Origin of the sequence: Flavobacterium sp. UBA5153, from assembly GCA_002413745.1 — a bacterium.
Lineage (GTDB): Bacteria > Bacteroidota > Bacteroidia > Flavobacteriales > Flavobacteriaceae > Flavobacterium.
Map to the genome: position 1 here is coordinate 18,596 of DHXP01000002.1, position 13,668 is coordinate 32,263.

Here is a 13,668-nt window from a genome sequence, read left to right on the forward strand (position 1 = left end):
TTTTTTTTTTATTTTTTTTATTTAAAGAAGGCTTGAACTTTTGAATCTTTAGAGGAAATTAATTCTTCAAAAGTTCCTTCGGCATAATTGATGCCATCGACTAATAAAATCATTCTATTCGAAATTGCTCTTGCACAATCCACATCATGGGTAATAATGATGGAGGAGGTGTTGTATTTTTTTTGGATAGATTGCATTAACAACAAAATTTCTTTTGCAGTTATTGGATCGAGTCCAGTTGTAGGTTCGTCATAAAGAATAATCTTCGGCTGAAGAATCAAGGTTCTGGCAAGAGCAATTCTTCGTTTCATTCCACCCGAAAGTTCTTCGGGCATTAAATTTATGGTATGTGCCAAACCTACATTTTCGAGAGCTTCCATAACTAGTGGCGTAGTATCTTTTATTTTTCCAAACTTTTTTGTGTGGCGTCTTAAAGGAAATTCCAGATTTTCCCGAACGGTCATCGAATCATAGAGTGCGCTTCCTTGAAATAGAAATCCAACTTCGGTTCGGAGTTCGTCTAGTTCCTCGTGTTCGAGTTCGCTAATGTCTTTGCCCATTATTATTATGGTGCCACTGTCATGTTCCTCCAGTCCAATCAAACATTTTATCATAACCGATTTTCCCGAGCCTGATTTTCCCATAATAACCAAGTTTTCGCCTTCATTCAAATACATGTTAAATCCATTTAAAACATGATTATCACCATAACTTTTTCTCAAGTCCTTGATTTCTATGATAGGGCTATTATTGTTTATGGGTGTATTCATAATTTTATAAATCATAAAAAATATCAGTTACAAAAACGGCAAGAAAGTCAATTATAAAAAGCAACATTGAGGTGAAAACTACTGCGGAATTTGCGGCGAGCCCTACACCAGCTGTTCCTTTTTTACAGTTATATCCTTTAAAACAACCCACTAATCCTATGGCAAATCCAAAAAAGAAAGTTTTAATTGTTGCGGGAATTAAATCTCCAAATTCCAAAGCGTCAAAAACCTGATTAAAATAAAATAGAAAAGATGCGTTTCCTTTAATATTTTCAACCAGAAAAGAACCAAAAATGGCGATAGCATCACCAAAAAAAACTAAAATAGGAAGCATAAAAGTTGTGGCCAAAATTCGTGTGACCACCAAATATTTAAAAGGATTTGTCCCTGACACTTCCATGGCATCAATTTGTTCCGTCACTTTCATGGAACCTAATTCGGCACCAATCCCGGAACCGATTCGTCCCGCACAAATTAAAGCGGTAATAATAGGTCCTATTTCTCTAATAATAGAAATACTCACCATAGAAGGTATCCAGGAAACAGCACCAAATTCCTGAAGAGTAGGTCTTGTTTGTAAGGTAAAAACCAAACCGATGATGAATCCTGTAACGGCAACAAGCAACAAGGAACGATTGCCTATATTGAAACATTGTCTCAGAAATTCTTTAAATTCGGATGGACGTTTAAAGACCTCCTTAAAAAAACGACCGGCAAATTGGGAAAGCTCTCCAATTTCAAGTAAGAAGGCCTTAAATAATTCGATTATTTTAAAAATAGTATCCATTGACAAAAATGAATTAGTTTTAGCAGCAAATGGTTGCTCAAATATACGAATAATCTGTTGATTTTTAGAGGTTTTACATATTCTTAATTAAAAGTATATCTGCCCCTAAAATTCGAATAACAATTTAAGACTAATTAAATAGAAATGAAAACACTAAATTAGTAAGATTATGTCAAAACAATAAAAATTTTCGGAAAACACTTCACATAAAAGTAGTTTTGGAAACGAAAAAAAGAAAGATACTAGCGAAAAAAAACAGGTGTTGTTGTTGTTGTCTAAGCAAATTTGATTATGGGATTCTCCATCAAATATTTCGAATTGGATGCTGTTCCTATGGCTTCCAAAAAAATGAATGTTATTTTTTTGTCATTCATGTTTTTTTGTTTTTAGATACATTAAGCAATAACGGTAAAGTTGCATTTATGACTTGATTCTGATTATCTTCAAAATTCATATAAACGCAATCTGTTTTTAACTGAAATTAATTCGTTTTGTAAAATATCTATTTTTTTCAATAAGTTCAAAACAACATCTATTCCCTCCAGATTAATATCCAATTCATGGTGCATTCGAACCATTTTTTCGATTTCACGGATAGCATCAGGACGAATATATGGCATATCTTCAATTATTTTGATTTCTATCAAACCCATTTCGCTTAAATGGCCAAAGAATGACATTTCTACTTTATAATGGGTACATAATGTAGCTATAGGGATGAGGTTTTCTATCTTCATGGTGTTCTTAGCTTGGCAAGTTCCGCAAATAATTCTTTTTCTTTTTCGGTAAGGTTTGTGGGTATTTTGATTTGGTATGTAATGTATAAATCACCAAAATGGTCTTCTTTTTTATAAACAGGAAAGCCTTTTCCTTTCAGTTTCACTTTTGTGCCGTTTTGGGTTCCTGGCATTACTTTTAGTTTTACCTTGCCGTCGAAAGTGTCAACGGTAACATCGCCGCCCAATATGGCACTATATAAATCTAAATCTACAGTTGTATATAGATTATGTTTGTCCAATTTAAATTTGGTGTGGTTTTCAATGGTGAAGGTGAGGTATAAATCCCCTTTTGGACCACCATTTGAACCTTCACCGCCAAGTCCACTAATTTTTATTTGCTGACCATTTTCAACACCAGCTGGAATAGTTAGCCGAATATTTTTTCCGTTAATGGTCAAGGTTCGTTTGTGGGTTGTGTAAACATCTTTTAGGTCAAGATGCAATTCGGCATTAAAATCTTCTCCCTTAAATTGTGTACTACGGCGGCCACCTCCTCTTGCTGAACGGTCGCCAAACATGGATTCAAAAAAATCAGAATAATCACCACCGCCACCGGAAAAACCGCCTTGTTGAGAACCTCTATGGTGTTGTTGTTGCTGTTTTGATTTTTCAAACTCCTCGGCATGTTTCCAGTTTTCACCATACTGATCGTATTTTTTTCGATTCTCGGGATGGCTTAAAACCTCATTGGCTTCATTAATTTCTTTGAATTTTCGTTCGGCTTCCTTGTCGTTGGGATTTAGGTCGGGATGGTGCGTTCTCGCCAGTTTTCGATACGCTTTTTTTATCTCGGCTTCCGTTGCGTTTTTATCGATTCCCAATATTTTGTAATAGTCTATAAATGCCATCTATTTTTTTTATTAATCGGCGGAATAACACTTTACTAAATGTTATTTATAAAGCACTTTCTGCCGATAGTTCTATTGTATGCTATTTTTTTAACACTTTATCCAATATGGTTTCTTTAGTAATTTTTTTTGTGCAGAAAAACCAATCTTTGCATTCTAATCCTTCATCTTTTCCTTCCATTCTGTCTTTTGCACTACCGCAAGAGCCTGCTGGAGAAATTATCACATCATCGCCAGGTCTCCAATCAGCAGGTGTAGCAATATTAAATTCATCGGCAGTTTTTAATGCTAAAACAACACGATATAGCTCGTCAAAATTACGTCCAAGACTCAAAGGATAATATATTATGGTGCGAATAATTCCTTTCGGGTCTATTACAAATACAGCACGAACAGCTTTTGTGCTACTTTCTCCAGGCATAATCATTCCGTATTTTTTGGCAACATTCATTGTGATATCTTCAATTAAAGGGAATTTAACTTCTATGTTTTTCATTCCTCTATATTCTATTTTTTGTTGAATTGTCCTCAACCAAGCGATGTGACTGTATAAACCATCAACTGACAAGCCAACAAGTTTGCAGCCAGCTTCTAAAAACTTGTCTTCCATACTTGCAAAAGTCATAAATTCAGTGGTGCAAACTGGGGTAAAATCTGCTGGATGGCTAAATAAAATCACCCAACTGCCTTTGTAATCAGCGGGAAAATTTATTTCTCCCTGGGTTGTTACAGCTTTGAATTCGGATGCTGCATCTCCAATTCTTGGCATTGATACTTGTACTTGTTCTGTAGTTTCCATTGTTTCCATTTTTAAAATAATATTAATTGTGATAAATGTATTTTTTCGACTTGAAATCAATATCCATTATCTACACAACCCTAGTGTAAAAACTAGAATATTTGACTATCAAATTTAATCATTTTTTCCTTGCCAAAATAGGAATAATATGTTTTATTATAGGAAGTTACAAAAATATAAAAAGCCCCAATTTGGAGCTTTTTTTATATAATTTTTCAAAAAAAGTTACTTTTTTAAACCAGCAATGGTACAGACTTTTTAACTTTAGAGTCCTGTTTCTTTTTTAGGTCAATGAGAAATGCCTTATAATCAATGAATTCAGTATCTTTCTGGTTTATCTGTAAAACGAAATTTATTTTCCCTAACAAATGTTCCAGATAATTCGCTTGGTTTATTTCTTTATAAACACGATGCTCGTCAAAACCAAATTTTTTGATGTAGTACATTGCTTGCCTCAATTCATTGCGTTTATGGAACACGACTTGTGGTTTGTCGTTTACCACAATGCCCGTCACGGTTTGTCGGGTGTTGGGGGTCATCAGTTTTGTTTTGCTTTTATTGATATGAAGATTCAGATTTTCGATGGTGTCAGTTACTTTATCGAGCAGTCCATTTTCGTCAAAGTTGCCGGAAAAACTCAAGTCGTCCGCATAACGGGTATATCTGATTTTTTCTTTTTTGCAAAAATCAGAAATGATAGCATCGGCTTCATTGAAAATCAAATTGGAAAGGTACGGACTTGTTGGCGCTCCTTGTGGCAAAGCGTTGTCTCGTGTGCAGAGTTTAGCAAGAAGATTTGACACCATTTTTGAATAATCCAATTCCAGAAAAACTTTTTCGACAGTCTCAATTTTTATGGATAGGAAGAAGTTTTCCAAATCTAGCGTGAAAACTTTAGGTTGGTTTTTATGAAATTTCAGGTTTTCTATGAGGCTTGTTTTAGGTTTATAGGCTTTGGCAAAAGGACTTACCGGCACATTTTCAAGGATATTTTTGAGAATCCAGATTTGTATTTCCTTCAAACTGGGGAGTGGCTCGGATATGGGTCTTTTCTTGCCATTTTTTTTGGTAATTTCAAAATCTCTGTAGTAATAGGAGGTGTGAAGAGCTGCTTTTTTGAGGTATTCTTTTTTGTAACCCACAAGTTCCGACAAATGGGAAGGATTATAAATAACCGGAACATTGTGCGAAAACAACACTCCCGCATAGGCCAAACAATGTTGGATATTTCTATTCGATAGACCCTTTTTTGTGGCTTCGGTGGTAAAATCGTCTTTGTATTTTGTGAAATCCATGGCTTTTAAAATCATTAATGGAGTGGGAAACAAAATTCCCACTCCAGTTAAGAACACGGGTTTAAAAGGTTCGGAGCTCTGCGGAGATCCTTTTAAACCCAGTTGCTTGAAAAAGCATTCAATTACAGAGTAGTGACTCACGACTCCTCATCAGCCGGAGCTGACGAAATCATCGGAAAAAACTAGAAGGTCAATTCGTTTTGGCTCGGAACAAATATTGTTTTCCTGTCCAATTTTGGAATTTTACTCTTCAAATCTTCTTTGATCCATTCTTCTTTTTTTATTTTTTTACTCGGTTCCATTCTAAAGGTTTAAACTTAATTTGTAATATCTAATATAGTTGCTGACAGTGTTTTAAATAGAAAAAATAAAGTATAAATTTACAAAAATAATATTTATGAATTGTTATTAAAACATAATATATTTATCCTAATTTTACTTAAAACGCATTCCTAATATAATTTCCTGAATCGTTTATGAGGTAAATAAGTGATAATAATTTCGATTATTCGTGTAATCCAATAAGAAACCCAGTTGATGAATTTCGACGACAAACCATCCGTTAATTTTAGTGATTCCGGAGTTATTCTTTCGCATTGGGACATAATTTGGTTAAGATGCAAATGGAATTCATTAGAAAATTCAGAAGAATCGATTGCCACGTTCATTTCGATACTCGCAAACGAACTCAAATTATTCAAATTGAAAGAACCTATCGTAGTCCAATTGTTGTCTATCACGGCAGCTTTTCCGTGCAAAATGGAATTTTCCCATTCGTAAAGTTCTATGTTATAACCCAGAAGTTTGGAATAAAAATGGCAACTGGCTCGTCTTGCCATAGGAAGATCTGATATTCCGGATAAAATCAATTTAATTTTTACATTGTTCCGGGATGCTTTTTTCAAGGTGTTAATCAATTTTCTGCCGGGAAGAAAATAACTTCCCACTATTATAATTTCTTTTTTGGCACTGCCAATTGATTTTATGTAGGCCTTATAAATTTCAGTTTTCCTTTTCAACCAATCATTTTGAAGAACGCTAACGGTGGTTTCCCCACTAGTATAAATAACGGATGCTATTTTTTTTCTGTTCACGCGTCTTTTTCTAAAATAAATATCCAGACATAGTTTGCTAAGTGATGCTGCGATTTTTGCGTCATTTATTTGAACCGCATAGTCAAGCCAAGGCTCTTTGGTTGCGGTTCCACGGTATTTGTTGGCAATATTGATTCCGCCAATTAGTGCGATTTTTGAATCTACAACGACTACTTTATGATGTAATCTTCTGCCAAGATAAAAGGAACTTGCCGAGAATAAAGGAGCAAAAAACCGAATATTGATCCCATATTGTTTCAGTTCATTTATTTTTTCCAAAGGGAAAGAAAAAGAGCCAAAACCGTCAATCAGAATGTATATTTTGACGTTACGGGAAGCGGCTTCTTTTAATGCCTCAATGATTTTTTTTCCTGTTGTGTCGTTTTCGAAAATATAGATTTGAATATGGATTTCAAATTTGGAATCCAAAATAATCCTTTCCAAACGGGAGAAATAGTCTTCGCCGCTATGAATAAGCACCAAATTTTCGGCAGTGGAAAAGCTATTGATATTACTCAACATTTATTCTTTTTTCTTTAGCCTCTTTTATCAAAATAAATTCCAAAAGATTCTCTATGTCCAAAGTACCCAGGAACTGTTTGTTTTCCATCACTAGCATCAAAGATGATTTATTTTTGTATACCAACTCAAAAATGTCTTCTAAAAGCGCATCGGCTTGGAGGAAAATTAAGTTCCTGTTCATAATGGTATAAATGAATTGATTTTCATCTTTTTTTGAAAGTGCTTTTATAATTTCGTCACGGTTAAGCGTTCCAATTGGCTCGCTGTTTTCGGTCACCAAAAAATTCTTGTATTGACTGTCAAGGAGCATTTTGACGGCGGTTTCCAGCGTTTCATTGGATTCGATAGTTTGGTATTGTCTCATTAAAATGTCCCTGACTTTATAGCCTTTGAGCATATATTTTGACTCTGTATAATCTGCTTCAATCTGTGCACCCATAAAGACAAACAGACCAATAAATATCAAAAACGGATTGGTAAAAAAACCTAAAAAAACAAAACCTATTGCCAATATCTGGCCAATTCGTGCCGCAATTTTTGTTGCAACATTTCTTTTCAGTCTGTAAGATAATATTGCCCGTAATACTCTTCCTCCATCCATGGGGAAAGCTGGAATTAAATTGAATATCGACAACCAAATGTTTACTAAAAAGAAGTTAAGAAAGAAATTACTGCCGTTAATTCCGTTTGATAATTGGGCAATCATTTCCTCGGAGTTATTGGGTAGACGAATAAATAATCCGGTTATCAATGCCAAAGTAATGTTTACCAATGGACCCGCAAGGGCAACTATTAGTTCTTCCGAAGGTTTTTCGGGTAATTTTTCCAAACGAGCCAATCCGCCGATGGGCAAAAGGGTTATGTCCTTGGTTTTTATATTATAATTTTTTGCAGCTAAAGCATGCCCCAACTCGTGTAGAAAAACGGTCACAAAAATGCATAAAATAAATAGCACAGACCATATTATTTGTGCCGTATTTTGACCTGATTTGTAGTTGATGTAAACAATGAATACAATAAGTAAGGAGAATGTCCAGTGAATAAATAAACCTATACCTGCAATTTTTCCGAGTTTAAATGCTCCTTTCATTTTTCTGATTTTTTAATATGATTATCCTTAATCTTTCCTAAAAAAATATGGACTTGCTAACTTAGTCAGCATATAAATTTAAGAATAAAATTTTGATTTTTAGGCATATCTGTTTTTTTACTTTCTTTCCAAAATCCTTTTCCTTACGGCAAAATAAATACTGATAAAAAATGCCGTAAAAAATACAATTGCCGTTGCGGTGTCAACCAAATTTTCAGGCAGGTTTATTCCGGTTATCTTTAGAATCAGGAAATGGATATATGAATTGCTGTCATCTGTATAGCCTAGAAGTTGACGTACTTTCCAATGCCAATCCGTGAAAGGGCAATAACCAATGCCGTACCAAATTCCTAATATAAACCAGGAAAAAGCGGTAAGTGACAATGTAATCAAATTGGCAAATCGCCATCGCGGAATAATCCAGCCAAAAATATTGAACAAAATAAGAACGGTATGAAACAGAATAAAAAAATAATCGATAATTTGAAGAATAAGTTTACTCATAACATTTTGTAAAAACAATTATCATGAATGCTGTTTTTTATTTTTTAGGCGGATTACCAATTTTTCTATTTCGACAGCCCAAAATATAATACTCGATGTAGCAATGGCTATTGCCAATTCAGTAATGGTGAGTGGTTTTGTTTTGAAAACAATATTCAAGAAAGGTATGTATATAATCATCATTTGAAGTACAACAGTAAGGACTATAGCACCTAAAAGAGGCTTATTTGAAAACACGCCAATTTTAAAAAGAGATTCTCGATTGGAACGAACTGCCATTATATGTCCCAACTGACTAAAGCAAAGTACTGTAAAAGTCATTGTTTGCCAATGTGTATCTCCGTTGTTTATTGCCAAAAACTGAATGCTAAGTGTTGAAAAACCCATTAATAAACCTAACCATAAAATATCTATTGCCATACCTCCTGAAAAAATATTCTGCTTCGGATTTCTTGGCGGACGCTCCATTATGCCTCCTTCGGCAGGTTCTGAAGCAAGTGCTAATCCAGGCAAACCATCGGTTACAAGATTTATCCAAAGAATGTGTATGGCGAGCAAAGGAATTGGCAATCCGAAAAACGGAGCCAGAAAAATAACCCAAATTTCCCCTGAATTTCCAGTCATGATGTACTTGATGAATTTCAAAATATTGTCATAAATCTTCCGTCCGTGTTTGATTGCAACCACGATGGTGGCAAAATTATCATCAAGTAAAATCATATGCGATGCTTCTTTAGAAACTTCGGTGCCGTTGATTCCCATCGCTATCCCAATATCCGCATTTTTAAGTGCAGGAGCATCATTCACTCCATCTCCCGTCATCGCCACAAATTGACCTCTGGCTTGCAATGCAGTGACGATTTTTAATTTTTGTTCAGGATTTACACGGGCATATACACGAACTTTTTCGACAACGGCTTCAAATTCTTTTGTGGATAATGCGTTAAGTTGGGAATCGCTCAATACAAGATCTTCTTCGGAAGTGATGATTCCCAGTTGTACCGCAATGGCTTTTGCGGTAAGTTTGTGATCACCGGTAATCATTACTGGAATAATTCCGGCTTGTTTACATTCGGCAACCGCCTGTTTTGCTTCGTCTCTTGGCGGATCAATCATTCCTGTAAAACCTATTAATGTCAATGAGGATTCAATTTCATCCACATTAAGAAATTCAGGTAAACTGGATATTTCTTTTATGGCATATCCAATCACTCGATACCCTTTTTCGGCCATTTCATTTGATTTCGATTCAAATTCAGGAATTCGCAGTTTTTGGTTTTCGACCAATTTATCATATAATACATCGACCGCGCCTTTGACAATAACAATTATCCCGCCTGCCTGTCCGGTAGGCAGGTTTTTAGTTTGGTGTAAAGTAGTCATACATTTTCTTGATGAATCAAAGGGAAGTTCTGAAATTCTTGGATATTTTTGTTCCAATTCTATTTTATCGATATTTTTTTTGGATGCATATTGCACCAAAGCCGTTTCGGTGGAATCACCCAACCATTTTTCATTTTTATTTTTCGAAACATCATTGTTCAAAGCCATCGCTTGAATCAAGCCAATATCTTGAAAAAAGTCAGCATTAAATTTTATATTGGGAGTTTCATAAATTTCCTGAACAGTCATTTTATTCTGGGTAAGCGTTCCTGTTTTATCCGAGCAGATATAGGTAACTGATCCAAGTGTTTCAACGGCAGCAAGTTTTCGAATAAGGGCATTGCTTTTTACCAATCGCTTGGCGCCAAATGCCAACGCAATGGTAACCACTGCCGGTAATGCTTCAGGAATGGCGGCAACGGCCAGTGAAATGGAGATTAATAAAATGGCTAAAATGGGCTCGCCACGCAACCAACCAATCATAAAAATAATGATACATATGATAATGATTACAACGGATAGGTGTTTGCCAAAAGCGGTTAACCTTTTTTGTAACGGTGTTGTCGTTCCGTCAGTCTGAATCATTTTGGCGATAAGCCCCAGTTCAGTGTTCATTCCGGTTGCTATCACATAAGCAACTCCTCGGCCATTTGTGATAAATGTTCCCTTGAATCCCATATTAGTTCGGTCGCCAATTGAATAATCTCCTTCCGGAAGTTTATCAATATTCTTTTCAACGTTGTGGGATTCGCCCGTAAGTGCCGATTCATCCACTTTAATTTGGTGGGTTTCAATAAACCTGACATCGGCAGGAATGCTATTTCCTGTTTCTAGAAGCACTACATCTCCAGGAACCAAATCGGACACAAGAATTTCAACAGTTTTTCCTTCACGTAAAACTCTTGCGTGACTGTTTACCATTTTTTTTAATGCGTCTATTGCTTTTTCCGCTTTATACTCTTGCGAAAATCCGACGATGGCATTAATTATTATTATGGCGAGAATAATTATGGTGTCTGTTAAATCGCCAATAATTCCCGAAATAACTGCCGCTGCGATAAGGATAAGAATCATAAAATCAGTTAGCTGATGAAGCAAAATATGCAGAACAGTCCTCTTTTTTTTGTCCTCAATCTGGTTTTTTCCGTATTCAGACAAGCGTTGCAAAGCGGTTAGATTATCAATTCCGGACGGAGTCGTTTCTAACAATTGCGCTATTTCTGAAAGAGGAAGTAAATGCCAGTTCATCTTTATGTTATTTTAATTTTAAAATTCACCTTCAAGATGAGATAATTTTGCTGGATAATTTCTAACACTTTTTAGTGTAATGACTCTATTTCATTTTCTCCAAAATATAGTTTACCAAGTTTTTCAAGGTGGTAGTTTTTCCATAATCCTGTTCGGGAATTGAAATTCCCAATTTTTCGTCCAGCGAAACCAAAAATTGTAAGGAATCGAACGAATCAATATTGAGGGTTTCCCGAATGTTTTCGTCGGGTTTTAATTCCGAAGGTTCCGTATCTGGAGCAATTTGTTTCAATAACTGGAATATGATTTTTTTGATTTCTACCTCGTTCATAATAATTCAGGATTTTGTAAATGTTTGTTTAAAGTAGCCAAAAAACCGCTACCGATAAGCCCATCCGTGGCACGGTGGTCTCCGGCCAATGTTGCATTAAGAACTGTTCGAATGCCCAACATTCCGTTTTCGGCAAAAGGTTGTTGGGAACTGCTTCCGAAACCAATTATGGCGACCTACGGCGGATAGATTATGCCAAAAACCGTATCGGCACCACCTTCTCCCATATTTGTTATCGTAATGGTGGAATCGCTTAATTCCGAACTTCGTAATTTCATTGCTCTTGCCCTCGGAATTATATCGTTCAACATTTCCATAATTGCATCGATACTTTTTGTATCCGCGTTGTGAATAGCAGGAACTATGATGCCCCCACCGCGAAGCGAAACCACAAAACCGATATTGATTTCCTTTTTTAATTGTATGCCGTTTTCCCAAATTGCATTCAACTCCGGGAATGCAATAAGTGATTGTGCAACAGCTTTTACAAGTACTGCAGCAGGCAAAATGCGTTTTTGAATTGGACGTTGATTATTTATTTCTTGCAACCACGTCAATGTCCTTGTTATGTCGATCTTTTTTTCCAAATAATAATGCGGAATCTCCCTATTTGATTTGCTCATTGCTGCCGCCACAGCCGAACGAATTGCCTCAATTTGAGGAGTTGATTTTTCTTTTTTTGTTTCAATGGATTCTTTTGGGGTTTCACCAATTTTATTCCGTTGAGCAATTGCATTTTCCACGTCTTCTTTAGTAATGGCTCCATCTTCTCCGGTTCCGTGAATTTGTGAAATGTCAATATTGTTGTCGGTCGCGATTCTTTTTGCCAAAGGGGATGCTTTGATATGTCTTTCTACGAGTTTTTCTCCTGTTGCTATTTTGATGGTTTTTTCTTCTGTTGGTTGAATTTTAATTGCTGTTTTTTCAGGAGTTGTTTCTTTTCTTGTTTCCAATGTGCTTTCGGTCGGATTAATCAACGCCATAGCGGTTCCCACGGGAACTTTGGTACCTTCCTTGATCAATAGTTCACTAATGACGCCTTCATCAAAAACTTCTATTTCAATTAATCCTTTTTGTGTTTCCACCTCGGCAATAATATCCCCACGCTTTACCACATCTCCGGGTTTTTTTCTCCATTCTATGAGTGTTCCGGCTTCCATATCGGCACCAAGGCTGGGCATTTGAAATTCAATCATGTCGAATCATTTTTTTAACTGCATTTACAATATCGTTTTTCTGTGGAATTGCGGCGTCTTCGAGATGTGACGGATAGGGAATAGGCACCTCAATACCGCATAATCTTTGCACGGGAGCGTCTAAATCATAAAATGCCTTTTCCATAATTCGAGAGGATACTTCTGAAGAAATACTTACTGAACGCCAGGCTTCTTCCACTATGATTGCCCTATGGGTTTTGGCAACCGAAGCAAGGAAAGTTTCCTCGTCCAAGGGGCGCAGCACACGTAAATCAATCACTTCGGCATTTATTCCAATTGTCGCTAATTCGGCAGCAGCCTCCAAACTTTTATAAACACCCGCGCCGTAAGTAATGATGGAAATGGCTTCCCCTTCTTTCAAGACTTTTGCTTTGGAAATATCCACCGCACCAGCATCAATCGGAATTTCTCTTTCTAAATTGAGCATTGCCGTGTATTCAAAAATAATAACTGGATCCGGACTTTTAAGTGCAGAGAGCAGCATTCCTCTAGCATCTTCGTGTGTGCCCACCGACAAAACTATCAATCCCGGAATATGGGCATAAAACGGTTCCCAGCTGTGCGAATGCTGCGCAGCCAACTGGCGACCGATACCACAACCCATTCGTATCACAATCGGCACATTCAATTGTCCTCCAGACATATGTAATAATGTGGCAGCGTTGTTCGCGATTTGGTCCATGGCGAGCAAACTGAAATTGACGGTCATCACTTCAACTATCAGCTTCATTCCGGCCATAGCCGCTCCTATTCCTGCCCCCACAAAACCCGATTCGGAGAGTGGTACATCCATAATTCGTTCTTCGCCAAATTCCTGCAATAATCCTTTACTTACCGCAAATGCACCACCATAACGTCCAACATCTTCTCCCATAAGAAAAACACGTTCGTCATTTTGTAATGCTTCACGAAGTCCTTGTTTCAAAGCCTCACGATAAGTGATGGTTGTTTTTCCGTTACTACTTTCCATTGTTTGGGTTTATTACTGATGTTTGTTATTC

At 36.4% G+C, this 13,668-nt stretch carries 12 protein-coding genes and 1 pseudogene; all 13 read right to left on the reverse strand.

The features are described 5' to 3' along the window. Positions 1-17 precede the first annotated feature (17 nt). The 13 genes and pseudogenes from B2145_RS00245 to B2145_RS00305 all read right to left on the reverse strand — a co-directional run bounded on the left by B2145_RS00245 (position 18) and on the right by B2145_RS00305 (position 13,637). A complete protein-coding gene (locus B2145_RS00245) occupies positions 18-770 on the reverse strand; it encodes an ABC transporter ATP-binding protein (RefSeq protein WP_291096950.1) in 753 nt (250 codons plus the stop codon). A 4-nt stretch (positions 771-774) separates the two neighbouring features. Further along, the gene (locus tag B2145_RS00250) at positions 775-1,557 is read right to left on the reverse strand and encodes an MlaE family ABC transporter permease (protein WP_291096952.1); all 783 of its coding nucleotides are present in this window, start codon (positions 1,555-1,557) and stop codon (positions 775-777) included. A 443-nt stretch (positions 1,558-2,000) separates the two neighbouring features. Then, positions 2,001-2,294 (reverse strand): chaperone modulator CbpM, encoded by a 294-nt coding sequence (locus B2145_RS00255; protein ID WP_291096954.1) that lies wholly within the window; start codon positions 2,292-2,294, stop codon positions 2,001-2,003. Further along, entirely contained in the window at positions 2,291-3,184 is an 894-nt protein-coding gene (locus B2145_RS00260; RefSeq protein WP_291096956.1) for a J domain-containing protein, read from the reverse strand. Before B2145_RS00260 ends, B2145_RS00255 begins: the two co-directional genes overlap by 4 nt. Positions 3,185-3,266: 82 nt before the next feature. Beyond that, on the reverse strand, positions 3,267-3,983 hold the full coding sequence (locus tag B2145_RS00265) for a peroxiredoxin (RefSeq protein WP_291096958.1): 717 nt from the start codon (positions 3,981-3,983) through the stop codon (positions 3,267-3,269). 233 nt (positions 3,984-4,216) lie between these two features. Beyond that, on the reverse strand, positions 4,217-5,278 hold the full coding sequence (locus B2145_RS00270) for a reverse transcriptase domain-containing protein (RefSeq protein ID WP_291096960.1): 1,062 nt from the start codon (positions 5,276-5,278) through the stop codon (positions 4,217-4,219). Positions 5,279-5,730: 452 nt separating this feature from the next. Next, positions 5,731-6,894, reverse strand: coding sequence for a phospholipase D-like domain-containing protein (locus tag B2145_RS00275; RefSeq protein WP_291096962.1), 1,164 nt, complete (start codon positions 6,892-6,894; stop codon positions 5,731-5,733). Beyond that, a complete protein-coding gene (locus tag B2145_RS00280) occupies positions 6,884-7,984 on the reverse strand; it encodes a site-2 protease family protein (protein WP_291096964.1) in 1,101 nt (366 codons plus the stop codon). Before B2145_RS00280 ends, B2145_RS00275 begins: the two co-directional genes overlap by 11 nt. A 117-nt stretch (positions 7,985-8,101) precedes the next feature. Continuing rightward, positions 8,102-8,488, reverse strand: a complete 387-nt coding sequence (locus tag B2145_RS00285) for a DUF2784 domain-containing protein (RefSeq protein ID WP_291096966.1) — start codon at positions 8,486-8,488, stop codon at positions 8,102-8,104. Between the two features lie 21 nt (positions 8,489-8,509). Next, positions 8,510-11,119: a calcium-translocating P-type ATPase, PMCA-type gene (locus B2145_RS00290; protein WP_291096968.1), complete on the reverse strand. Its 2,610-nt coding sequence runs from the start codon at positions 11,117-11,119 to the stop codon at positions 8,510-8,512. Between the two features lie 85 nt (positions 11,120-11,204). Next, positions 11,205-11,450, reverse strand: a complete 246-nt coding sequence (locus B2145_RS00295) for an acyl carrier protein (protein WP_291096970.1) — start codon at positions 11,448-11,450, stop codon at positions 11,205-11,207. Then, a pseudogene (locus tag B2145_RS00300) lies at positions 11,447-12,646 on the reverse strand (dihydrolipoamide acetyltransferase family protein). The gene B2145_RS00295 and the pseudogene B2145_RS00300 overlap by 4 nt, the downstream one beginning before the upstream one ends. Next, positions 12,639-13,637 carry an alpha-ketoacid dehydrogenase subunit beta gene (locus tag B2145_RS00305; RefSeq protein WP_291096972.1) on the reverse strand — a complete coding sequence of 333 codons (999 nt, stop codon included), beginning with the start codon at positions 13,635-13,637 and terminating at the stop codon, positions 12,639-12,641. The pseudogene B2145_RS00300 and the gene B2145_RS00305 overlap by 8 nt, the downstream one beginning before the upstream one ends. Positions 13,638-13,668 lie beyond the last annotated feature (31 nt).